This is a genomic window from Flavobacterium kingsejongi (assembly GCF_003076475.1).
GTDB lineage: Bacteria > Bacteroidota > Bacteroidia > Flavobacteriales > Flavobacteriaceae > Flavobacterium > Flavobacterium kingsejongi.
In genome coordinates this window covers 2,587,028-2,611,210 of sequence record NZ_CP020919.1, presented here as the reverse complement: position 1 = coordinate 2,611,210, position 24,183 = coordinate 2,587,028, and the positions used below count along the sequence as shown (strand labels likewise).

The window sequence follows — 24,183 nt, the reverse complement described above, 5'->3', positions numbered from 1 at the left end:
ATATTACTTTGTTTTATTAGTTTTCTGGGTAATATTTATCTGCCTAAAACATTTAATAGTATCCAGTTTTACTTCTTGAATAATAGTAGCATTGCCGTCTAAATAATGAAGTCCTTGGCAATAACTTAAAAAGTCATTGTATTTTTCTTCGTTAACTACAACAACTACATCAGAAAGGTCACTGCAGATGTATTTATTTTTCAAGTAATTAACCTGAGCCTTGTAAGCTCTAGTATCTCTTGCCCCTAAATTAGCAATGATTTGCAATCGTTTTTTTATATCATTCAATACAATACCTGCGGAGTCAATAACTTCCGGTTCTTTAAATGGTTCGTAAAGTTGAAAAATCTCAATTTCTTTAGTTATCGGATATTTAGTTTTTTCGGTTTCTAGTTTTATCGTATAAATACCAGGTGAAGTGAAAACATAAATAGCTTGTTTTTCATAAGAATCAATAGTTCCTGTTTCACCAAATTCCCAATACCAATTATTAGAACTGGGGGAATATCCTGTGAAAACAATTTCTTCTCCTACATAGCCAAATGCCGCGCAAAATATTTTTGGTATAGAATCTTTTGCTGTCAAAGTTCTTCCATTTACAATATTTATTTGTTTAGAAAAATCGAATTTATTATTAATTCGTAATGTTACTAAATACTTGCCAGCTTTTTTATAGGTGTAATCTACATTTTCCTTACTGACAATTGAATCACCGTTACCAAAATACCAAACAGCTTTTTTATCAGATAACAAAGTACTGTCATTTATTTTAAAAGATAATTTTTCATTTAATTCGTATTGATGATTATCGTTCTTATCCAATATTGAAAAATCAAGATTACTCAATTTTTTATTAAAAGGAAATAATAATGCTATTATGATTAAACTTACCGCAATGCATAGCAAAATGATAACTACTGTTTTATTTTTAATATTCATTTTTAAAATTTGCTTTACATTCGTTAAGACTTCTCTCTATTAGGATGTCATTCTTTTTAACGGTACTTTGTTCTAGGTTCAGTTCTAAAAAAACATTCAGTAAATTTCCGCCAATTAGGCAAAAATTATAAGACGAATGGAATTCATGATCTTTATATAATTGTTTGTATTCTGATATATTTCTCTTAACTTCATCTATTCGCTGGACCTGATTAATATCATATTTTATAGTGTCAATAGTCTTGAAAATTAATTTTGACTTATCAGCATAATCTGCTTTAATCTCTTGCATTTTTTCATACTCATTTATTCTACTGAGCATATCTGTATTATTAAAATTGGGTGTTTTTAATAAAAACTTTGTAACACAGATGTAAATAATACAAGCACTAATGACAAATAATAAATTGAATTTTAATTTTTTCCAATATGTTTCATCAAATTCTATTGCTTTTTTCATGATTATGGGATTATTTTTTTTTATTTTCCTGATCGTGTTTTGCTATACACTTTTCAAGCTGAATTTTATTTATATCATAACTTGTCTCAACCTCCTTCAAAACATCAATTTTAGTTTGTGCTTTCTGTAGTTCTACTAAAAATTCTTCGTACAAACTAAAGGAATTTGTCAAATCAGTCTTTGATTTTTGAATTTCATTATTGATTGTAAATCTTTTCTCATTGATTAACGATTGAAGATTTTTACGTTCGTTCAGTGTCCTGTCTTTAAATCTTAAATCATTGATTTCAATTAAGATTTCATTTAAAAGTAAGTTCATCTCTCCTTGCTTTACTGCAATATCATTGTAGTATTTGTTTTTTTGCTCTAGTTCGGCAACTCCTTTATTCGCAGTTGTTAGTGTAATATACAGGCAACCAAAAATAAAAAAGGAACTTAAAAAAAACATACTGTAAAACTTACGTTTTTTAGCATTTATTTTAATATGATTTAGTGGTTTCATAGTATTGTATTATATTAATCTAGTATTGACCAAGTATTACTTCTTGGAGTTACAGTCTTAGTTTCTTCACTTATTACAATATTTTCTTTTCTGATTCCAATATATTCCAACTCGCTTAATTTTTGCCATAGACGTTTTAAAACGCTAAGGAATTGATTTAGTTTGTCAAGTGTTTCTGAAATATCATTATGGTCATAAACGGCACTTTTTGCTTCAAATAATACACTGAGTAATTCTGATGGTTTCACATCAATCCATTCATAGTAATATTGTAATAGCGTCTCTTTCTCTTTATCATCCATGAGTGTTAATGAAGAAAGCAGATGATTGGCCAGAACAATTATTTTATCAAACATATAAACAGGAGGTTCTTCAGAAGCAATGTTTTTAAGATAAAAGCATTGTTCTCCGTAATAATTAATTATCGTACTACACAAGCTAAAAGTGTTACTTACAAGTTTATTATTAGCTGAGCTTTGATTATTTTTTTTATGAATTTTTATTGAAAAATCATTTAACAGATATAATTCATTATTTATTCTAGTAATAAATTGATTTAGAATTTCATTATTTTTTGCTTTTACAACAGGAGCTATATATTTATTATCTTCAATGAAAGTTCCATTTTGGAATGCTATTTTTTTAACAATCAAAAAGTAACCCTCTAAAAAATTATCATTTACTTCCTTTTTGTTGACAATATGTAATTTTATTTCCGGAAGTACATGTGGGTGATGCAGTGGAATCATGTTCGGATTAGGAATACCCACAGGAATTAAGTCGTATGGATTTATAGAAACAATTACATAATAAAATTCAAAAGAATTTCTATCTAGGTCATTTGCATTAATTTTTGCTTCAGGCAGGTTTGTACCGTATAACTCTTGGTTAAAAGAAATTAAATGTCCATTTTTTGCAATTAACTCACATTTTCTCAAGTAGGCAACTAGCTGGCCTGCTTCAATTTTTATGTCAATATCTATTGATTTATCACTTGCTGTTTGGGTACAACCATAGTTAAAATTATTTAAATGCACTTTATTATAATCACTCACAATTGTTATAAAGTTGAAATAATTATCGATAAAATGGTCTTTGGTTAGTTTTACACCATCTGTCCAGTTAATTGGTAAATGTATGTTTGATTTCATAATTGCTGGGTTATTTTTATTCTAATTTGCCGTTTTTCACAGCCTTTTTTAAATCGTTTATTGTAAGTTCATTTTTTTCTTTTTTATAGAAAAGATTAACTATAAAAAGGCTTATACTATCTATTTCGGAATTAAAATGTTCTTTAAAATTAAAATTGCTTATATCTACATTAAATCTATTTGAAAACCGAATTATAAAGTCTTCTGCCTCATCTCCATAAATTCCCAAGTCTTTTTCAATTTTCCAATTAGGAGAAGTATCATTTATTATTTTTCCTGTTTCTTCATTTAAGAATTTATATAATAGCATATAATTTACCATCTTCCTCCAGCGCCTCCTCCGCTAAAACTACCTCCTCCAAATCCTCTGCCAAAACCACCTTTATTGTTATTCTCTTCCGAATATTCAATAAGTACTTCAATAATATCAATTGCTAAAAGAGTCCATCCTACATAAATGGAAACAATTAACCCTTTCTAATTCTAAGTTCAATATATTTTTTAAGACATTATAAAGCTTATCGTGAGTTGAAAATTTAAGTTCTATTTCTGATTTTTCTTTTGCTTTTTGAATTGAACTAATTATGCGGTTTTCGAATGTGTAATCTGTCATATCTCTTCCAATTCTTTTTCTAGTTTATTCAAAGCAACTCTTTTAGCAAAAATGGTTTGTTTATTATTTAATTTACTTTCAGAGATGGTCTGATGAGGACTCAGATTCCTGATAAATAATGGGAAAGTGAAGTATTTGGCAGTATAAAAAATCCAGCCAGCATCTTCATTTTCCGCACTTGATTCGATAGCATCATTTGGAAACCTGTAATTTTGATCCTCAATAAACTTATCAAACCAGCTCCCCAGATTAACATCCTGAGCGATTTTTACATCAAATTTTGAAAAGAATTCAGCATTTACTTTTTTCTTTATATGTATAGATACTTGCATTAAGCGAAATTTATCAATATTATCCCAGTATTCTATGTCTTTTCGTTCTTTACCAACTCTCCAATATTCATAAAATGGATCAGGAATTTGTAAATAGTTTTTCTTTGATTCTTTGAAAAAAATTGGTGCAAATAACCAAAGAATATTAAGCATACTTATCTGGGCATAATTTGATATGGCAATGTAGTTAAACACCAAATAATATATCCAAGAAGATAGAATCGTTACAATTAAAAAAAGAGAAAATTTAGCAGCGGCACTATTTTTAACACCTATATTTTGGAACAAGGCTGTATCCATGAAATACAATAAACTAATCCCAATAATTAAATAATATAAAACAGAAAAAAGCAAGCCTAACCAAATAAACTCATTATTAAAAAAAGCAAATAAACAGGGTAAAGCTGCTATAAGCGAAAAACATAAAACAAATATTATAGCCGATTTTATATTGATTTTTATACTGGAAAACTGACTCATAATGAGCGTAATAATCAGTATTAGAAACGGTGCTAATAAGAATTTTAAAAAAAATGGCAGAATTGTATTCATAAGTTAATGTATCTCTTTATTGTCGTTAAAAATTATAAAATGGTATTAATACCTAAATAGTTTTCGTTTAGTTTTATTCCAAACTGATAGTTATTAAAAAATACAATATCAATTTTTCTATTACTAATAATAAAATATTCCAGCACTTTACGGGTAAGTGTCATCTTATACTGTAAAATGGAATAATTAATATTTCCATCAAAATACAAGGCAACTTCTACATCATCTATTTCACTTTCTACAGCTCCGCATAGGCCTAAATTAAAACCCAAAATACCTGCGCTTAGTTTTAGAAAGGGAGACGTTGTAAAGACATGTTTTTTGTATTTCAATTTTACTGCATTGCCTAATAGCATTTCTAAAACTTTTTCTAATTCTGGAAGGTTTTCTTTTAACTTTTCAGATTCACATAAATAGATAAATAAATTCTTTTTTTGGATTGCTGTCAATTCAAATTCGATAGCTACTAACTCATCTACTATAGTTAAAAACAAATCAATCTTATCATCAAATAAGTGAAGGCTTCTTATCGTAGCGTCCGAATTGGCAGAAAAAATTTCATTATCAAAAGGCATGAAAAAATCTAAAACATCATTTTCAGTTTCTTTATTTTCTTTGACAGCTTCCACAATCTCTTTGTTAGACATTGTTGGATTACTAACTGACAATGGATGAAAAAGTAATTCAGGTAAATTGTGATAAATGCTGTTTTTTGCTAAATGTAAGACAAGTGCTTCTTTGGTTATTCGTGAATCTTCTTGATACAACATCGTAGAGATGTCAATTGCATCCCTAGAATTGTGTCTTTTTGAAATCCCATTGTGTCTCACAAAAACTTGGGTTTCTTTTTTTAAAATATTTTGCAATTCATAAAAAAGAACTTCGGCTCTCAAATTAAAATTAACTTGTTGTTTTAAAACAGTAATATCTTGCTCCATAACTTATTTCTTTTCCCAAATAAATTCATCTCCCTTTATATCCAAAACAACTGTTTCATTCTCTAGAATAACTTCTGATATAATTAACTTTGAAATTGTTTTTTTTAGATATGTTCTTACAGTACCTGCAATAGGTCTAGCTCCATATTTCTTAGAGAATCCTTTATTTGTTAAATATTCTAAAGCACTATCTGATAAGTCAAATGAAATATTTTTGATGCTTATTAATTGTTCCTGCAGGCGACTAAGATGTAATTTAAAAATAGCCTTAGCAATCTCCTTATTTATGGGAGCAAAAGGAACTACTTCTGTCAGACGTCCTAAAAATTCAGGTCTGAAATGACTGCTCATAATATCAATTAATTCATTTGAAGTGGGTAAATAACCACTTTCTATTTGCTCCTGAATCCATTGACTACCTATATTTGAGGTAAAAATAATAATAGCATTAGAAAAGTCGCCTTCTCGTCCTAATTTGTCATGAATCTTTCCTTCATCCATAATTTGTAAAAATACATCATAAACGGACGGATGTGCTTTTTCGATTTCGTCAAAAAGTACAACAGAATAGGGTTTTTGTCGGATTTTGTTCACTAACATTCCACCCTCTTCATAACCCACATATCCCGGCGGAGCACCATATAATAAAGCAGCAGAGTGTTCCTCTTTAAATTCAGACATATCAAATCTAATCATAGCATCTTCATCATCAAACAGCAATTCAGCTAATGATTTAGTTAATTCAGTTTTTCCAGTACCTGTTGGTCCTAAGAAAAAGAATGATCCAATAGGTTGCTTAGGATTACTCAAACCACTTCGAGATTCAATAATAGCTTCCGAAAGTGTTTGTATAGCATGTGCCTGACCTTTCACTCTTTCTTGTAATTTGTCTTCAATCGTTAGAAGTTTTTCTTTTTCTCCAGCGCTTATTTTCCCTAAAGGAATTCCTGTTGCATTAGAAACTACTGCTAAAATCTCAGATTTTGTAACAACAGTAATTTTTTCTTTTGCAATAATTTCAATATCAGTAGATAACTTAACGATATCATCATATGTCACTACTTCATTTTTGGTGTTTTTTGAACTTTCGACAATATTAATTTTACTGGTAACAATACAGCTTATTCTATTGTATATTTGCTTTTTTAGTAAGTTTATTTTTGTTTCATCAGTAAGATCACATTCTTTTATTTGCTCTATTATTTTTACAATTTCAACTAATGAATTTGAATTAGAAACAATTACCGAAGAAGCAGTTCTATCTAATAAATCGATAGCTCCATAGGGTAGCTTTTTTTCTTTATAAAACCGCTTAGACAAATGAATAGCTTCCTCGACTACCTTTTCTTCAATAGTTATTTTGTAATGTTTTTCTAATTTCTCTTTATAAATATTCAAGCACTCAAGCAGTAAAGAATACTCTAATTCTTCTATGAAAATATTCTCTAATTTTCCACTTATAGTCGTTCCTTCAATTGATTTTCTATAAGAATCAGAATCAATTGAGGCAATAATGTTAATATTGCCTTCGGTTAATTGTGTATTTATAATATTGATTACAGCATTTGATTTCGAACTTGAGGAGTTTAATAATACCTGTACGTCATCAATAAAAAGTATACTTTTTCCGTATTTAGTTAATTTTTCAAAAATTTCAATTAATTTTTTAGAGATTTCGTTCTCGCTACCACAGTTTGCAACAAGTTTAGATGAGTTTAACGATAAAACCAGTGTTTCATCAAAGAAATTTGGAGCTGTTTGATGTAAATAGTAAATAAGATTTTTTATTAAACTTGTTTTTCCTACACCTGACTCTCCAATGAGTAAAATACCATGATTCTCATAACGTTCAATATTTTCCAGAATTAACCTAACTTCCTTATTTCTGCCGATAATACTGCTGCCTTCCTCAATAATATTCTTTGTATATAATGAATCACAATAGCTAATTTCAATGTTGCCCTGCTCTTTATCATTATCAGTCAAATCAAAACTTTTTTGAGTATTTCTTAGTCCAAAATGCTTCAAAAGTTCTACATCACTCAAGTTTAATCCATCAATTTGTTTATCACTGTAAACCAATCCAGGTTTAATAATTGCTATAAATACACAAAATGCATCGATATAATCAGATCCTAATCTTATTCTATTAAAATTTGATTCTGAAAAAACTTTCTCCACTTCATCATCAGCACTAACAATATTATCATTATTTTGAGAAGAAGTGTACACCTCTTTTCTAACGTCAAACCATTCTTTTATATAATCTATATCTTTTGAAAACGTTCTTAATACTTCTACGAGTCCCGTTGGCTCAAATAATAACGCGTACGCCAAATGAGAAACACCATAAGTACTATGCCCATCTTGAATTGCTAATGATTTAGCAGATTTGATTGCCGATAATAAGCTGGGGCTAAAATCTAATTCGTTCATACCTTTATTTTATTGTTATTTGAAATGGAATATTCATAACAGATTGATTTTCTAAAGTTTCTTTCAAAAATAATCCTATCTTTTGCTTGTTTTCTATCTGTAAGCTATACTTGTCTTGCAAAACTACTGTTATATCAATCGTTCTAAACACTCCTTTTTCTCTTTGATTACTAATACCTACCCCATCTGTGATTACTACTTCTTTTGTAATATTTCTCAAATGAAAGTTTACTGCTGATTTTATATCCTGTTTGGTTACCAATCGTCCTTTGGTTAAAAAGCCATAGCGAAGGTTAATTACTTTTTCAATTTTATCATTCCTGTAAACTCCACCAAATGAACTGGTTTGTAAAACGGTTGAATCTTGGGCTAACTCTGATAACACAGTTTGTTTTAAAATAGTTCCTTTTTTTAAATTATTAGCTGCTTGACCATTTGAAGTCCAGTACGAGCAGTATAAGATTTTAGACTTTTCTGTCTCATGAATTAAGGCATAAACTTCTTCATCATCATTTACTTCACTATAGCTACTGCCAATTTTGTTTTCAATTATATTAATTTCTTCATTAATTTTAGTCATCGTAGCATCAATATAATCCGCATTAATATTCGAAAATGCACCGACATCTTCTCTTAAAGCACGAACTAACTTCTTTAGAAAAAACTTAGCATTCCGAGAATCGTAATTTTCTAATCCACCATAAAATAGAGTAAATGTATTTGTTGCAAGAATATTAGCTTGCTTTATGCCATTTATAAAATCAACATTTTTTTCATTAAAAATTTTCATTACATCAAGAAAATGAGTATTTCTTTCAGCCTTCATTGGAAAGAGACGCCCCTCAATTAGAGCATTATGAACTTTATGATTTAATTTTCTGTTAACGATTGGAAAAGTGTTAATTTTAATTTGAATGTTATCCAATTCTTCTTTAGAAAAAATTTCAGGAAATATAAACTCTAACCAAATCAAATCCGTATTCTTTTTGCTGGATTTCAAACCTTCTTCATCAATTTTAAATCTCTTTGAAATAGACTCATAAATTATATCTTCTGGGTTCAGTGTTATTTTGTAAATAAAATTTTTATAGAATAATTTTATAGATTCAGTATAATGCTTGTTGTCCTGAACTTCATCAAAAATTTCATTCTCAATATGAAGAACATTTCCATTGCTATCTTTTACTGTAACATATTTTAAAAAAGCATCCAATGAAGAACTTTCTGTCACAAAAGTAAATTTTAATGATTTTAATTTTACTAAATTTTCTTTAGAAATATCCAATCCTACCCAAATACGATGATCTTCTATTTTATTTTCTGAAGCTAAATAGGTTACATTTTTAAGCGAATCAATCAAAAAGGAATCATACATTTGCAAGCTTACCTCACCCTCAATAATTTCTTCATTAGTAAAAGGAGCGAAGTAAATATCATAATTAATACTAGTAGCCGTACTTGATTTAACTACAAATTCCGTATCATCATTTAATAAAACAACGCCGTTAGTTGCGGTTGCACTAGCTAAAGCATGTGCAGGCATTGGTAAGTTCCATTGGCTTGGTACAATCTCCTGAGCAATACGTTCAATAATTTTATTATCGGACTCTACTCCTTCTTGGTGCAGATAATAAATTTCGTGTACAAAAACCTCTACTAACATCATCACCAATGGATCTGCCATGTTAATGTCTTCAATTCCCCAAATTTCTAAACATTTTTTTTGTATCCTATTTTTTATTTCTATAAACTTTGTATCCTTCATAATTATATTTATTGCGAAATTGGGCTTATATTCAGTTTTGTATGAAAATTAAATGGAACTAAACTTTCTATAATGGAACCTTTAACTATTATATTCGCCTTTCGCCGAATACTGGCTCCCAACTCCTTATCATCAATGTCATTTAAAGAAATGCAAACTTCACTTAGAATTAGTCTTTTTTCAAATGCAGCAATTGATTCGTATACTGATTTTTTAACTAAATCTTCCCAATCCTTTTTCTTTAAGTGTTGATTAAATTCTAAATCCCAGATAATAGTTCCATAGTTTGGTGTTTCTGGTATTTCTCCAAAAGAGGTCGTAATTATCATCATTATATTATAAGCTATAGATTCCTCAATCTTACAAAAATTTTCCTGTGAACCTTTCAGCAAGGATTTAAAATTGATTGGATATTTAAGGTATTTCATATTAAATAATAATAGATTGATATTTTAATCAAATAGGGTTCTAAAAAACTATTTTATAGTTCAGACACAAAAAAACAATTAAAATTCCTATAAATCAATATAAATTAGAATTTTTTTTATTAAATTTACAAAATTAACTAATAATGTTATAAAATTATGAGCATGTTCAATTACGGCATTGGAGGAAACGAAGTAAAAGTTGACGCCAATGAATCAATTTTAGAAATTCCTTCAAATAGAATGATTCTAATTCAAAAACTTACAAATGAGCAACCAATTGCCCCCGAGGCAATTTATGATTTACAAACAGTAGAAGCTGTTTTTGAAAAATTTAAACCCGCTGTGAATTTTGAATTTACTACCGAAGAAGGTTCGGATTTGAATGAATCTATGGTGTTTAAAAATTTAGGAGACTTTGGCGCAAAATCAATTAAAGAAAACAGCCCTTTTTTGAATAAATTAAACACAGAGAAAGAACAAGCATATAAAATTGTTCGTCAACTTTCCAGTAATAGAGGTTTAATAAAAGCTATTCAAGACCCAGCTGTTAAGGATGCAATCATAGAATTACTTGAAAATGCTAAAAACGAAATCAATAACAACAAACAATAATTATGGCAACTCAAATTAAAGAACAAAAAAGTCAAGGTTCTTCAACCGAACAAGTGCTAAATGAAACTTCAAGTAGCAAAATAAACTTGTTAAACGAATATGGAGGTTTTGCCTTTTTAGAAAATGTTATTGACGGATTATCGAACTTAAACCCAACTAGAAAAGCAAGGAAAAATATTTTTCTAAACGATGTAGAGTGGGAAAGTGAGAGAACCAATCTTACAAACAAAATAGATTTATGGTTGGACTTACTAAAAGACAATAATGCTGTAGAATCAATGATTGAAGTGGCTGATGCGAAAGCTACATCTGCAGAGTTGACATTAAATAAGAATTTAAAGTATGCGTTAAATGTTTCCAGAGAACTAGAAACATCTTATAGAAGTGTTTCTTTATTTTATAAGAACACTGAAAGTGATAAAATTAAAAATGTAACTATTCTAAATGCAGATATATCTCAATTGAAAGATTTAGATAATACTTTGTATTTTGATTATGTTTCTAATGAGTTAAAGCAAAATTTTGATAGATTAGATTTAAGACAAAACTACTCTATTCTTTCTGTACCTGGCTACTTAGGCTCTAATGCGGTTTTAGACAAATGGTCTAAAATAGCACATGAAAACAAAGCAGTTTTGTTAACGGATTTTCAAGATCTTGAAACCCCAGATGATGTTATAGATATTTTCTTTAATGCCAATCATACAGGCGGTGATGTTCATAAATCAAATACCATCATGACTTGTAACTATTTACTAGGAAGAAGCAAGTATGATGAAGTAGGAGAAGAAGAAAGCTTGTATGTTCCACCATCCACTTCATTAGCGGGGAAAATATACAAAACTTTGATGTCTCAAGTAGTAGCTGGTAAAAAATTTGGAGGTCTAAATGAAGTGGAAAGTGTTCGTTTTGATTTGAAAAAAAGCGAAATTTCGGAACTTGAACGAATGGGATTAGTACCAATGGTTAACGAATATAGTAAAATTATGGCTTTCTCTGCTAAAACATTATTTAATGGAGATAACTTAGGCTTACAAACATATTCAGTGGTTAGAGTATTTGATCATATTACTAAAGTTCTTTTCGATTTCTTAAATAGAAGAGCTTTTGAAAATTGGACAACCCGAACAGAAGCGGATTTAAGAAGCCAAATTATTAAATTTTTAGACGGAATTAAAGGTCCTACTAATCTTATTGAAAAGTTTACAGTAATGAAAATTGAGCAAGACAAGACTCAAAAAGATAGGATTTTATTAGATATACATATTACGCCTTACTTCCCAGCTAAAAGTTTTGTGATTCAATTAGATGGACACAAAGGAGATGGTCCAGAAGATGCAGTTTGGAATAGTGAATACAAGCAAGTTTAATATACATTACCAAGATTATTTTATACCCCAAAAAAATTGATAACATTTTTGGGGTATTTTTTTTAATTTTTAATCTAAAAATGCACGTCAAAATTAAAATCGCCCAATTTTTTAAAGCATATTTTATAATTAACAATTGATTTAAAACTATAGTTTAAGAGCAACAAATATATTGAGTTAGGTGCTGTTTCCCTAAAAAAAGGTAGTTGTATTGATAAAAAGCAGCTGTGATAAAATTAGTAGCGGAATTAATGAAGTTTTGTAGACATATAAATTACAATACTAAATAAGATTAAATCATCTTTTTTCTTCTGAACTTGGTGATCAATTGCACTGGAGTTTCCAGCATAAATGATAACTATATTTAATCCTAAATATTTATAAGCTAAGTGTTCTAAATCCTCTACTAAAAAATCGAAATTTTTTCGGACCGCGCTAGTAAACTGAAAGGGGCAAATTCAGATTATTCGAAATGAATAATTACTCTCTATTGCATTAGAATTAGTAATAGTTAGAAATCAAACGCCAAATTCTCGCTTTAAAGGACAACTTTTATTTCTAATAGTCGAACTGGATAATTTTACTAGAAATTTTAAACTATAGATCCCATGAAGCCATTCACTTTTGACCAAATACCTATAATGATGAACAAGATTCATGATAAATTGGATTATTTAGAAAAACTAATTGCAAGAATTTCTACTGTAGAAGAAAATAAGGAAGAACTTCTAAACATTAAAGAAGCATCAAAACTTTTAAATCTATCGGTATCCACAATCTATAGTAAAGTGTGCAAAAGGGAAATCCCATTCAATAAACAAGGTAAACGCATTTATTTTTACAGGCATGAGTTAATGAAATGGATTAAGTCTGGTCGGGTAAAAACTTATTTCGAGATTGAAGATGATATTGTAAAGAGGTCAAAAATCTAAAGTTAAAACTAGATTTCCGACCTCTTTTCTTTTGTTCTCTTATTTTTAAAATCCTAATTTCTAGGTATCACCATCATATATGACATAGCTTTTTTATAATAGTGATGTAATAAACATTCAAAATTATTAACTATTTTTGTGCAAACAACTCCCATGAGATATGTTGTCTTAACAAGGATACTTTGTTTAGTTTTGCGATAGTTTGCTTTAATTTGTACCATAATTGTACCACAGAGGTTTAAAATGCCAGTAAAGTAAGTAAAGTTATTTTCTGTATCGGAAAATAGGTTTCACAAAACATCACAAACTAAAACAAAGAATACCAGTTAAAATGTTATAAAACAGCATTTTAACTGGTATTTCTCTTTCTGTTTATATAGTTTTATTTACAGATAGTTTGTTCTTTTTTGTACCATAATTGTACCACGAAAAATAAAATCCATGCTTGGATTTTATTCGGCGAAATTATGACACAATGTGAGACACATAGAACTCTTAGGTGAAAAAGTGGGACAATACAAGAGAGTCTTTTATGATTTAAAAAAATGGGATATTGACCGCCTGCTGCCTATTTGGGTTAGCGACGCATCGATAGAAAAACATATCACGTTTCATTGCTTCCGTCATACGTATGCAACATTACAAATGGCAGCAGGTACTGACATATTTACCGTATCCAAAATGCTCGGTCATAAAAATATAAAGACTACACAGATTTATACCAAGATCATTGATGAGAAAAAAAGGGAAACAACAAATAAAATCTCATTCAAATAGAACAATACATCAATCCCATTTAAGCAGGATATGAATTCTGTCCTATCGCTTTAAGACGGCGCTAAAAGCCGTTTTAAAGTCGAAGGCATATAAATTTATAATAGAAAATCGCATTACTTAAAAAAATAGGTACTATCTCATAAAGTGTGTAAGTAAAAAAGATATAAGGGTTTGTGCAACCCCTAATATCTTTTTTACTTAATTTTAAATTTTACATATTCTATGAAAAAGGAAGATTTATTATCCGATGAATTTTTGAAGCAATTCAAGACAGGCAAAGACCTTTATAGTTTTTTAGGTCAATTGCAAAAGCGAGGTTTAGAGAAAATGCTTGAAGGAGAGTTAGATGTTCATTTAGGGTATGAAAAGCATGAAAAAACAGCAACTCCTAATGCTCGTAATGGTTTTTCAAGCAAAAAAATAAAAACTTCTTTTGGAGAATCTCAAATCCAGGTTCCAAGAGACAGAGACGCTACTTTTAACCCCGCAATTGTTCCAAAGCGTCAGAATATGCTCGATGGATTAGAGAATGTTATAGTGTCTCTTTACGCCAAAGGAATGAGCAATAGCAACATTGAAGAACAGATAAGGGAAGTCTATAATTTTGAAGTTTCCACCTCGACTATATCCCGAATAACCGATAGCGTTTCCAGTGATATTGTGGCTTGGCAAAACAGGCCGTTAGAGCCAGTTTATCTAATTGTCTGGATGGATGGCATCGTTTTTAAAGTCCGAGAGAACTCAAAGGTGGCAAATAAAACCATTTACTTGGCTATCGGGCTCAACAGAGACGGCAAGAAAGAGGTATTGGGAATGTGGCTGGGCAAGAATGAAAGTGCCAGTTTTTGGCTGGGTGTCCTTACCGATTTAAAAGCCAGAGGTGTTGAAGATATCCTAATTACAGCCACTGACAATCTAAATGGATTTACCCAAACCATTAAAAATGTATTCCCTGAATCACAAACACAAATCTGTGTAGTACATCAGATCAGAAACGCAGCCAAATATGTTGTCTGGAAAGACAAAAAGGATTTTTCAGGCGATATGAAGCTAATCTACAATGCTCCAACCAAACAGGCAGCCAAAGCTTCTCTTGAAGATTTTGCCATAAAATGGAATGACAAATATCCTTATGCGGTAAAATCCTGGACTGAAAATTGGGAAGAACTTACCGTATTCTTTGACTTCCCGATAGAAATCAGAAAAATTATTTATACCACAAATCTAATCGAAAATCTAAATGGAAAAATCAGAAAGTACACCAAAAACAAATTATCGTTCCCAACAGACGAGGCTGTCTTAAAATCTGTATATTTGGCTTTAATGTGCAAATTCCGGTTATATTGATCACCCCATTCCGTTTTAAAGTGAGCACCTGATTCCAGTTCAAAATGACCACCTAATTCCGGTGCAAAGTGAGCACCTCCGTTTTGATTAAAAACTATATTTTTTCATCTGTTAATTAGTATTCAAATATAATAAAATATCACTCTTTGTTTATTCCTCTTTTCTTTCTCATGGATTCTCCATGTAATTCAAGCCTATGAGATTGGTGTATAAGTCTGTCTAATATTGCATCGGCTATCGTTTTTTCTCCAATTATATCATACCAGCCTTGAACTGGTATTTGTGATGTCACGATTATAGAGCCGTTATTATGCCTGTCCTCTATGATCTCTAAAAGAGTAATTCGGTTATGGCTGTCAAGTGCCTGGAGTCCAAAATCATCAAGTATTATAACATCCTGTCTTTGTATTTTGGTAAGTTCCCGTAGATAAGTACCATCTGCTTTAGCCATTTTTAGTCTAGCGAACAATTTTGAGGTATTAAAATAACTTACCTTAAAACCCTGTATACAGGCTTGATAACCTAATGCAGTACCTAAATAACTTTTACCGACACCGGTGCTTCCAGTGATTAAAATGTTTTCGTTTTTCTCTATAAATTCGCATTCTGCCAGACGCAGTACCATGTTTCGGTCCAGGTTACGTGATACATCAAAATTGATACTTTCAATATTTGATTTGTAATGGAATTTGGCATTAGTGATACTTCGTTCAATACGACGATTGTACCTTTCATCCCATTCTGCATCAATAATCATCGATACAAACTGGTCAAGGGTATAATGATCTGTTTTCCCGCTTTCAATGGCTGTTTTAAAAGCATTAAACATGCCATAAAGCTTCATTTGTTTCATTTTGGTTACTGTGGATTCATTCATTTTTTCAAGATTTAATTTAGTTATAATAGTGTTTTCCTCTTATGTTACTGTGATCGGGAAGTTCCTGCTCAGGTTCTTGATCAAAATCAATATGATCCAAGTTGTTTTCTAAAATGTTTTGTATGGTCTTAAAATTGTAAATTTTAAAATCAAGTGCCCGCCTGCAGGCATTTATTAATCGCTGTCTGCCTACCTTTTTTTCAAAATTCAGTATTCCTAAACAGCTTTTATAAGCCTGTTCTGGATGATTTCTGCTTTCGATTATCTGCATTATATATTCTCCTACTGACTCATCAATATTATTAGCCCATTCAATGAAGCGGGCAGCACTCCATTGGGCTACAAATTGATGTGTACTGGCTAAATGCTCAGGAGTTGTTGTATAGACATAAGGTTTGTAGTTTCTTGGATGTACAGCTATTCGATTGTATTTATAATAAATCTCTACTGTTGATTTGGTATATAACAGCTTGGCTTTCTTCTTTACATATTGATACGGAACGCTGTAATAGTTTTTGTCCTGGCTTAATTGAACATGACCGTTTTGCATTACTGTTGCAAAAGACTGGTATTTAATTTCAAAACGATCTTGTGGGAGTGGACGCAGTTTTTCTTTCTCGTCTTCTAAAAATAATTCAAAGCGGGAATAAGGGCGTCCTGTCAGTTTTCTGTTATTGTGAGAGTCAAGTAAATCCCAGATCTGCTGGTTTAATTCTTCCAGAGAAAAGAACTTAGTTTCTTTTATGGTTACATAAATCCTTCGATATAATATCTTAACAGCTCCTTCAACTAGTGACTTGTCTCTGGGCCTGTAAGCTCTGGCAGGTAAAATTGTGGTTTCGTAATGTTCTGCTAAATCAGCCAGGGTTTCATTGATTGTCGGTTCAAAACGACTGCTTTTTATTACGGCAGATTTTAAATTATCTGGAACAATGGCGGCAGGAGTGCCTTCAAAAAAGCGCATGGCATTTTCTACCGAGTCAACAAAGTTTTCCTTTTGCTGGCTCATGGAAGCTTCAGCATACGTGTATTGGCTAGCGCCCAATATTGCTACAAAAAATTGTACTTCTTTGACTTCTCCAGTATCTATATCAATAATTGAGAGTGTCTTTCCGGCATAATCAACATACATTTTATCACCAGCCTTATGGTTCATATGCATGACCGGATTAACTCGTTTGCCCCATATATTGTAATGATAATGAAATTGTGAAGTTCGATAACCATCAGGATTTACAGCAATATATTGTTCCCACATATGCTGTACGGTAACGCCAACTTTTTTTAGTTCACGTTCCATTTTAGGAAAAAAATCATAAAGTGTCTGTAATCTCGGGCTAATGGCCTCTACACTAGTCTGGGAGAATAAAAGTTCCAGCTCTGCATCGGTTTTTTGGTCGATTAATTCAAAGCTTAATTCGAGAACTTCAAATAAAGAAATATATTTCTTTACCGTATTTCTTGAAAGGGATAAGTAGCTACTTATAAATAACTTACTCTTTCCATTACAATAGAATTTAATTACTTTTCTAATTTTACTCATGTCTGTTATTTTGTTTGCCATAATCCGTAAATTTTTAACGAATGTATGGTTCTAACAACATGAAAAAATCAATAGTTTTTAATACTTAATTCACCACAAAACTTGGTGGTCAATTTGCTCCGGAATTAGGTGGTCAGTTTGCTCCGGAACGGGTGGTCAATTTACTCCGGAATTAGGTGGTCAAATTGACCGGTTTTTCCAATATAAGAACGGGCACGGAAAGAATTTCCGAGCGATCAGGGTTGCAACGCAACAATTAAAAAACTATTTCATCTAAATCTATTTTCCATTTCAAAATTTGGTGTAAATTTACACCAATCTAAAAACTTGTATTATTATGACACGACAAAGTATATCATTAACTGCCCCTAATGAAGAGTGGTTGAAAAATCAGGTGAATGCAGAAGAGTTTAGCAGCAAAAGTGAAGCTATTAACTATTTGATTAAGCAAGCTCGTTCACGAGAAGAATACTATGAGTTTGTGAGAGAAAAAATAGATAAGGGAGAAAAAAGCGGTTTTGCAAAAAAACAAACCAGAGAAGAAATGTTAGCCGAATTTAAAAAAGATTTGCCTAATGTATAGCTATTATTTAAGTAGCGAAGCCAAAGAAGATTTAAGAAGAATTTATTATTATGGTGTTAGTAAGTTTGGAATTAATCAAGCTGATGGCTATTTTAATATGTTTTATGATTGTTTTGAAAAAATAGAGGGAAATCCTTTTTTATTTCCATCTGCTGACCACATTAAAATAGGATATCGTTATTGTGTTTGCGGTATCGATACTATTTACTACCAAATTAATGCAAACAAACGGGTAGAGATTATTACTATTATTGGAAGGCAAGACTTTTAAAGCAATTTCATTTTCGATAATACCTATTTTCCATAGAAATTTCACACCTCAACAAATCAACAACAACCGATATCCCCATCCTTTTCTATAGGTGCTCTATGAATACAAGGCAGCACTTGTTGTTTAGGATGATCTACGGCCAGTCGCCAAAGATGCCCTACCCCTAAATTAATAGGTGCTGCATCCGCATTAACCTGATAATGCAAATCAAAATAATTGTTCTTTAAAAAGTCTTCGAATTCTTCTTCTGGTCCGTCATGCAGCTCTTTTAGCTTGGCCCGGATTTCCGGAATCAGGATTTTTTGCTGTGCCTGTGCATTAGCAATAATATCACTTGCCGCGCCGTGATAGGTACATAAAAAAGTATCGGTAGCAATGGGCGAACGATCCACATGAAACGAATACACATCGGTCGATATGAAATCAAATTCATCATCACGTTCGTAACACTTCAGCAAATTCAGAGCCGGCGAAGCGCCAAAATCCTTTAATAATTGCAAATCATTTAGGATTATTTCCCTGGCTCTATTCCCCTTTTCGGATAGTTGGAGTGCGATGAGATCTTCCCGAGAAACTTCGGTTATATTTTCTTTTAAAGATAATTGGGCTACAATCTCGTTAAAATCGCCATCCAAATTTCTGTGCCAGCACAGCGCATTCATTGCGCCCTTGAAATCGGTCTGTACGAGTGCATCGAAAGTAGCTACCACTCCTATTTGATTGTTGTCAGAAAATATATAGCTCATCGCATAATAGTTATAAGCTCGTTATTTTTTTGTCTTTAAAACTTTATAACATACAAAAAGTATCCCCAGCCAAATAGGAATTAATTCTACGGACAACTTCATATTGGTCATCCACATGATGGATAAAATCCCCAATAAAAACAGAAAACAGATGTAATTACTTACCGGATAAAATAGGGAAGGAAACTTCGTTTTTGTGTTTTCCTTGTCTTTCGATCGCCTAAATTGGAGGTGCGTATACGAAATCATCACCCAGTTAATAATTAAAGAAGACACCACCAAAGACATTAAAATACTAAAAGCCTCTTCTGGAATTACTTTATTGATTAAAATACAGATCGCTGCAAAACAGGAAGAAATCAAAATAGCATTAATGGGTACTGATTGTTTGTTGAGCTTCTTTAAAAACCTGGGCGCATTGCCCTGATCTGCTAAACCATATAACATCCGGGAGTTGCTGTATACGCTGCTATTGTATACGGATAAAGCGGCCGTTAATACAATTAGATTGAGCGCATTCGCAATAAGGCGTGTGAAAAATATTTTATGCCCAAAAAATTCAAATTCCATTCCGTTTAGATTCTGAAAAACCATTACAAATGGGCTGCTATCTGTCGTAATTTGCTGCCAGGGTGACAACGCAAATAAAATGACTAATGCACCCACATAAAATATAAGGATCCTATAGATGACCTGATTGGTTGCTTTTGGAATATTTTTTTCTGGATTTTCTGCCTCAGCTGCGGTAATCCCGATGAGTTCTAAACCGCCAAAGGAGAACATAATCAGCGCCATTGCGGCTAATAAGCCCTCAAAACTACCAGTAGTCGTTTTTTCAAAGAAACCTTTTGGAAAGAAGCCTCCATCGTTATATAAATTATGAATTGTAGCGTGCTCTCCTCCTGTCCCACTGATCAGCAAGTAGGTACCAAAGAGGATCATGGCAATAATTGCGACCACTTTTATGATGGAGAACCAAAATTCTGTTTCGCCGTACACTTTTACGGAGGCAAAATTCAACGCATTAATAACCAGGAAGAAAAATAAACTGGATGACCACAGCGGAATTCCAGGCCACCAAAACTGCACATACACACCAATGGCCGTAAGTTCAGCCATACTCACTAAAATATATAAAATCCAATAATTCCAACCGGAGGCAAAACCTGCAAAAGGGCCACAATACTTATAGGCAAAGTGACTAAAGCTTCCGGACACCGGTTCTTCAACAACCATTTCACCAAGTTGCCTCATAATAAAAAAAGCGATAATTCCGGCAAAAGCATATCCTAAAATAACAGAGGGCCCTGCTAATACAGCCGCCGGGCCAATGCCCAGGAAAAGACCTGTACCTATTGATCCACCTAAGGCAATTAACTGAATGTGGCGGTTCGTCAGCCCACGTTTAAGCTGGTTATCTGCTACGTCTTCCTGTTTTTGTTTCACAAAGTAAATTTTTAAAGGAGTAAAATGTACTCACCAATGTATAAAGAGCGAAGATAAGTTAAAAAAGGAATGGTACAAAATACGGTGCTGTCGCAGTTGTCATAGTAGCATATACGTTTTTAAGTTTTAAAAGTTAAACTGCTAATTTACAGAATGACTAAAAAAAGCTTTCCTCAACTGTATTCTGCAAATTCCGGTTATATTGATCACCCCATTCCGTTTTAAAGTGAGCACCTGATTCCAGTTCAAAATGACCACCTAATTCCGGTGCAAAGTGAGCACCTCCGTTTTGATTAAAAACTATATTTTTTCATCTGTTAATTAGTATTCAAATATAATAAAATATCACTCTTTGTTTATTCCTCTTTTCTTTCTCATGGATTCTCCATGTAATTCAAGCCTATGAGATTGGTGTATAAGTCTGTCTAATATTGCATCGGCTATCGTTTTTTCTCCAATTATATCATACCAGCCTTGAACTGGTATTTGTGATGTCACGATTATAGAGCCGTTATTATGCCTGTCCTCTATGATCTCTAAAAGAGTAATTCGGTTATGGCTGTCAAGTGCCTGGAGTCCAAAATCATCAAGTATTATAACATCCTGTCTTTGTATTTTGGTAAGTTCCCGTAGATAAGTACCATCTGCTTTAGCCATTTTTAGTCTAGCGAACAATTTTGAGGTATTAAAATAACTTACCTTAAAACCCTGTATACAGGCTTGATAACCTAATGCAGTACCTAAATAACTTTTACCGACACCGGTGCTTCCAGTGATTAAAATGTTTTCGTTTTTCTCTATAAATTCGCATTCTGCCAGACGCAGTACCATGTTTCGGTCCAGGTTACGTGATACATCAAAATTGATACTTTCAATATTTGATTTGTAATGGAATTTGGCATTAGTGATACTTCGTTCAATACGACGATTGTACCTTTCATCCCATTCTGCATCAATAATCATCGATACAAACTGGTCAAGGGTATAATGATCTGTTTTCCCGCTTTCAATGGCTGTTTTAAAAGCATTAAACATGCCATAAAGCTTCATTTGTTTCATTTTGGTTACTGTGGATTCATTCATTTTTTCAAGATTTAATTTAGTTATAATAGTGTTTTCCTCTTATGTTACTGTGATCGGGAAGTTCCTGCTCAGGTTCTTGATCAAAATCAATATGATCCAAGTTGTTTTCTAAAATGTTTTGTATGGTCTTAAAATTGTAAATTTTAAAATCAAGTGCCCGCCTGCAGGCATTTATTAATCGCTGTCTGCCTACCTTTTTTTCAAAATTCAGTATTCCTAAACAGCTTTTATAAGCCTGTTCTGGATGATTTCTGCTTTCGATTATCTGCATTATATATTCTCCTACTGACTCATCAATATTATTAGCCCATTCAATGAAGCGGGCAGCACTCCATTGGGCTACAAATTGATGTGTACTGGCTAAATGCTCAGGAGTTGTTGTATAGACATAAGGTTTGTAGTTTCTTGGATGTACAGCTATTCGATTGTATTTATAATAAATCTCTACTGTTGATTTGGTATATAACAGCTTGGCTTTCTTCTTTACATATTGATACGGAACGCTGTAATAGTTTTTGTCCTGGCTTAATTGAACATGACCGTTTTGCATTACTGTTGCAAAAGACTGGTATTTAATTTCAAAACGATCTTGTGGGAGTGGACGCAGTTTTTCTTTCTCGTCTTCTAAAAATAATTCAAAGCGGGAATAAGGGCGTCCTGTCAGTTTTCTGTTATTGTGAGAGTCAAGTAAATCCCAGATCTGCTGGTTTAATTCTTCCAGAGAAAAGAACTTAGTTTCTTTTATGGTTACATAAATCCTTCGATATAATATCTTAACAGCTCCTTCAACTAGTGACTTGTCTCTGGGCCTGTAAGCTCTGGCAGGTAAAATTGTGGTTTCGTAATGTTCTGCTAAATCAGCCAGGGTTTCATTGATTGTCGGTTCAAAACGACTGCTTTTTATTACGGCAGATTTTAAATTATCTGGAACAATGGCGGCAGGAGTGCCTTCAAAAAAGCGCATGGCATTTTCTACCGAGTCAACAAAGTTTTCCTTTTGCTGGCTCATGGAAGCTTCAGCATACGTGTATTGGCTAGCGCCCAATATTGCTACAAAAAATTGTACTTCTTTGACTTCTCCAGTATCTATATCAATAATTGAGAGTGTCTTTCCGGCATAATCAACATACATTTTATCACCAGCCTTATGGTTCATATGCATGACCGGATTAACTCGTTTGCCCCATATATTGTAATGATAATGAAATTGTGAAGTTCGATAACCATCAGGATTTACAGCAATATATTGTTCCCACATATGCTGTACGGTAACGCCAACTTTTTTTAGTTCACGTTCCATTTTAGGAAAAAAATCATAAAGTGTCTGTAATCTCGGGCTAATGGCCTCTACACTAGTCTGGGAGAATAAAAGTTCCAGCTCTGCATCGGTTTTTTGGTCGATTAATTCAAAGCTTAATTCGAGAACTTCAAATAAAGAAATATATTTCTTTACCGTATTTCTTGAAAGGGATAAGTAGCTACTTATAAATAACTTACTCTTTCCATTACAATAGAATTTAATTACTTTTCTAATTTTACTCATGTCTGTTATTTTGTTTGCCATAATCCGTAAATTTTTAACGAATGTATGGTTCTAACAACATGAAAAAATCAATAGTTTTTAATACTTAATTCACCACAAAACTTGGTGGTCAATTTGCTCCGGAATTAGGTGGTCAGTTTGCTCCGGAACGGGTGGTCAATTTACTCCGGAATTAGGTGGTCAAATTGACCGGTTTTTCCATTACAGCGATAAAGGAAACTACAGATGCCCTTGAAATTACGCTTAAAGATGGTTCACAGCATTCCTTCGACCTATTGTTTGGCTGTGATGGCCTGCATTCGGCTGTACGAAAAATGTGGTTTGGCGAAGAAGCAGAATACTCTCATTTTCTAGGGCAATATTTTTCTATCACGATCGTCAATAAATTACTGATACAACAAAATACCGCGCAATTGTATAATGTGCCCGACAAGGCTGTTATGTTAAATGCTTATAACAATAAAACCGATATCATTTTCGGCTTTCGTTCAGAAAAAGAAATCTCTTATGATTATCGTGATGAAGCTGCTCAAAGGAAAATTATTAGAGAACAATTCAAAGGAGAAAGTTGGAGAACTGCAGCTTTATTAGACGAAGTAATGAATGCCAAAAGTTTTTATTTCGATAAGCTCTGCCAGATTAAAATGCCTTCCTGGACAAAAGGCAGGGTGGCTTTGGTAGGTGATGCTGGGTATTGCGCTTCTCCGGCGGCAGGCATGGGTGGTTCGCTGGCCATTAATGGTGCTGCCGCATTAGCCGATGCAATGCAAAAACACAACGGGAATTTTAAAGTGGCATTTCAGGAGTACAATACCAGTTTTCGTCCATTTATTGAGGAAGTGCAGCAGGAAGCGGTTAGAATGGGTTTAGAATCTCTTGTCCCCAGAACCGAAGAAGCCATTCGCAAGAGAAACACAGCAGGCTTTTAGTATTTTCA

General features: G+C 32.2%; 22 protein-coding genes and 2 pseudogenes. 8 read left to right on the top strand and 16 right to left on the bottom strand.

Features of this window, described 5'->3' with window-relative positions; all coding sequences use genetic code 11:
• Positions 1-3: 3 nt before the first annotated feature.
• The 10 genes from FK004_RS11470 to FK004_RS11420 form a co-directional block, all read right to left on the bottom strand.
• Positions 4-939: a PKD domain-containing protein gene (locus FK004_RS11470; RefSeq protein ID WP_108737384.1), complete on the bottom strand. Its 936-nt coding sequence runs from the start codon at positions 937-939 to the stop codon at positions 4-6.
• A complete protein-coding gene (tssO, locus tag FK004_RS11465) occupies positions 929-1,399 on the bottom strand; it encodes a type VI secretion system TssO (protein ID WP_108737383.1) in 471 nt (156 codons plus the stop codon). Before tssO ends, FK004_RS11470 begins: the two co-directional genes overlap by 11 nt.
• Positions 1,400-1,409: 10 nt before the next feature.
• Entirely contained in the window at positions 1,410-1,901 is a 492-nt protein-coding gene (locus FK004_RS11460) for a hypothetical protein (RefSeq protein WP_108737382.1), read from the bottom strand.
• Between the two features lie 14 nt (positions 1,902-1,915).
• Complete coding sequence (locus tag FK004_RS11455) at positions 1,916-3,052, bottom strand: hypothetical protein (protein WP_108737381.1); 1,137 nt, start codon at positions 3,050-3,052, stop codon at positions 1,916-1,918.
• 16 nt (positions 3,053-3,068) lie between these two features.
• Entirely contained in the window at positions 3,069-3,362 is a 294-nt protein-coding gene (locus FK004_RS11450; protein WP_157956086.1) for a DUF1493 family protein, read from the bottom strand.
• A 299-nt stretch (positions 3,363-3,661) separates the two neighbouring features.
• Complete coding sequence (locus tag FK004_RS11440) at positions 3,662-4,549, bottom strand: TssN family type VI secretion system protein (protein ID WP_157956085.1); 888 nt, start codon at positions 4,547-4,549, stop codon at positions 3,662-3,664.
• A gap of 32 nt (positions 4,550-4,581) precedes the next feature.
• Complete coding sequence (locus FK004_RS11435; protein ID WP_108737378.1) at positions 4,582-5,487, bottom strand: hypothetical protein; 906 nt, start codon at positions 5,485-5,487, stop codon at positions 4,582-4,584.
• 3 nt (positions 5,488-5,490) lie between these two features.
• Positions 5,491-7,923: an AAA family ATPase gene (locus FK004_RS11430; protein WP_108737377.1), complete on the bottom strand. Its 2,433-nt coding sequence runs from the start codon at positions 7,921-7,923 to the stop codon at positions 5,491-5,493.
• A gap of 4 nt (positions 7,924-7,927) precedes the next feature.
• Positions 7,928-9,688 carry a hypothetical protein gene (locus FK004_RS11425; protein WP_108737376.1) on the bottom strand — a complete coding sequence of 587 codons (1,761 nt, stop codon included), beginning with the start codon at positions 9,686-9,688 and terminating at the stop codon, positions 7,928-7,930.
• 8 nt (positions 9,689-9,696) lie between these two features.
• Entirely contained in the window at positions 9,697-10,116 is a 420-nt protein-coding gene (locus FK004_RS11420; protein ID WP_108737375.1) for a GPW/gp25 family protein, read from the bottom strand.
• Between the two features lie 162 nt (positions 10,117-10,278).
• Here FK004_RS11420 and FK004_RS11415 point away from each other — a divergent pair, with 162 nt between their 5' ends.
• The 5 genes and pseudogenes from FK004_RS11415 to FK004_RS11395 all read left to right on the top strand — a co-directional run.
• Positions 10,279-10,728 carry a hypothetical protein gene (locus tag FK004_RS11415; protein WP_227871596.1) on the top strand — a complete coding sequence of 150 codons (450 nt, stop codon included), beginning with the start codon at positions 10,279-10,281 and terminating at the stop codon, positions 10,726-10,728.
• A gap of 2 nt (positions 10,729-10,730) precedes the next feature.
• A complete protein-coding gene (locus FK004_RS11410) occupies positions 10,731-12,098 on the top strand; it encodes a DUF5458 family protein (protein WP_108737373.1) in 1,368 nt (455 codons plus the stop codon).
• Positions 12,099-12,706: 608 nt separating this feature from the next.
• Positions 12,707-13,030 (top strand): helix-turn-helix domain-containing protein, encoded by a 324-nt coding sequence (locus FK004_RS11405; protein ID WP_108737372.1) that lies wholly within the window; start codon positions 12,707-12,709, stop codon positions 13,028-13,030.
• Between the two features lie 477 nt (positions 13,031-13,507).
• Positions 13,508-13,807: a tyrosine-type recombinase/integrase gene (locus FK004_RS11400; protein ID WP_420358877.1), complete on the top strand. Its 300-nt coding sequence runs from the start codon at positions 13,508-13,510 to the stop codon at positions 13,805-13,807.
• 222 nt (positions 13,808-14,029) lie between these two features.
• Positions 14,030-15,130, top strand: a pseudogene (locus tag FK004_RS11395) (IS256 family transposase); the annotation flags it as partial.
• A gap of 163 nt (positions 15,131-15,293) precedes the next feature.
• Here the strand turns inward: FK004_RS11395 and istB (FK004_RS11390) are convergent.
• Both istB (FK004_RS11390) and istA (FK004_RS11385) read right to left on the bottom strand, forming a co-directional pair.
• On the bottom strand, positions 15,294-16,031 hold the full coding sequence (gene istB, locus FK004_RS11390; protein ID WP_056251131.1) for an IS21-like element helper ATPase IstB: 738 nt from the start codon (positions 16,029-16,031) through the stop codon (positions 15,294-15,296).
• A gap of 16 nt (positions 16,032-16,047) precedes the next feature.
• Positions 16,048-17,595 carry an IS21 family transposase gene (gene istA, locus FK004_RS11385; protein ID WP_108735486.1) on the bottom strand — a complete coding sequence of 516 codons (1,548 nt, stop codon included), beginning with the start codon at positions 17,593-17,595 and terminating at the stop codon, positions 16,048-16,050.
• 316 nt (positions 17,596-17,911) lie between these two features.
• Between istA (FK004_RS11385) and FK004_RS11380 the strand changes: the two genes are divergently transcribed.
• Positions 17,912-18,157, top strand: coding sequence for a ribbon-helix-helix domain-containing protein (locus FK004_RS11380; RefSeq protein WP_108737371.1), 246 nt, complete (start codon positions 17,912-17,914; stop codon positions 18,155-18,157).
• Positions 18,150-18,428 carry a type II toxin-antitoxin system RelE/ParE family toxin gene (locus FK004_RS11375; RefSeq protein WP_108737370.1) on the top strand — a complete coding sequence of 93 codons (279 nt, stop codon included), beginning with the start codon at positions 18,150-18,152 and terminating at the stop codon, positions 18,426-18,428. The genes FK004_RS11380 and FK004_RS11375 overlap by 8 nt, the downstream gene beginning before the upstream one ends.
• Before the next feature lie 48 nt (positions 18,429-18,476).
• Here FK004_RS11375 and FK004_RS11370 read toward each other — a convergent pair.
• The 4 genes and pseudogenes from FK004_RS11370 to istA (FK004_RS11355) all read right to left on the bottom strand — a co-directional run bounded on the left by FK004_RS11370 (position 18,477) and on the right by istA (FK004_RS11355) (position 23,267).
• A pseudogene (locus FK004_RS11370) lies at positions 18,477-19,174 on the bottom strand (DUF1826 domain-containing protein).
• A gap of 21 nt (positions 19,175-19,195) precedes the next feature.
• A complete protein-coding gene (locus tag FK004_RS11365; protein ID WP_108737369.1) occupies positions 19,196-20,620 on the bottom strand; it encodes an amino acid permease in 1,425 nt (474 codons plus the stop codon).
• Between the two features lie 345 nt (positions 20,621-20,965).
• Positions 20,966-21,703 carry an IS21-like element helper ATPase IstB gene (gene istB, locus FK004_RS11360; RefSeq protein WP_056251131.1) on the bottom strand — a complete coding sequence of 246 codons (738 nt, stop codon included), beginning with the start codon at positions 21,701-21,703 and terminating at the stop codon, positions 20,966-20,968.
• Positions 21,704-21,719: 16 nt separating this feature from the next.
• On the bottom strand, positions 21,720-23,267 hold the full coding sequence (istA, locus tag FK004_RS11355; RefSeq protein WP_108735486.1) for an IS21 family transposase: 1,548 nt from the start codon (positions 23,265-23,267) through the stop codon (positions 21,720-21,722).
• A 155-nt stretch (positions 23,268-23,422) separates the two neighbouring features.
• Between istA (FK004_RS11355) and FK004_RS11350 the strand changes: the two genes are divergently transcribed.
• Complete coding sequence (locus tag FK004_RS11350) at positions 23,423-24,175, top strand: FAD-dependent monooxygenase (protein WP_108737368.1); 753 nt, start codon at positions 23,423-23,425, stop codon at positions 24,173-24,175.
• Positions 24,176-24,183: the final 8 nt, after the last annotated feature.